Annotated in this window: 1 protein-coding gene; it reads right to left on the reverse strand. The window is 53.2% G+C overall.

Features of this window, described 5'->3' with window-relative positions; translation table 11 throughout:
• The coding region (locus RRF55_RS28085; protein WP_439419311.1) for a phage major tail protein, TP901-1 family at positions 1 to 233 on the reverse strand (233 nt) is incomplete at both ends.

Raw genomic sequence — 233 nt, forward strand, 5'->3', positions numbered from 1 at the left:
CTCTCAAAGCTCATCGAAAATTGCGCCTCGCCATTGTATTCGCCCGAATACTCAAGCGACGAAATATCGAACGGCCCTTCAAAGATGCCGAAGTTGGGCACGATGAATTGGAAATCCGCGATCACATCACCCATGAAATTGGTTTTGATCAGCGCTTCCGTGGTGCTGTTCTTGAAAACGCCGGAGCCGGAGATGGAGCACGATTTGACGCCAGCGCCGGAGAGCAGCTCGCG

It is taken from the genome of Klebsiella sp. K47 (assembly GCF_051858335.1).
GTDB lineage: Bacteria > Pseudomonadota > Gammaproteobacteria > Enterobacterales > Enterobacteriaceae > Klebsiella > Klebsiella pneumoniae.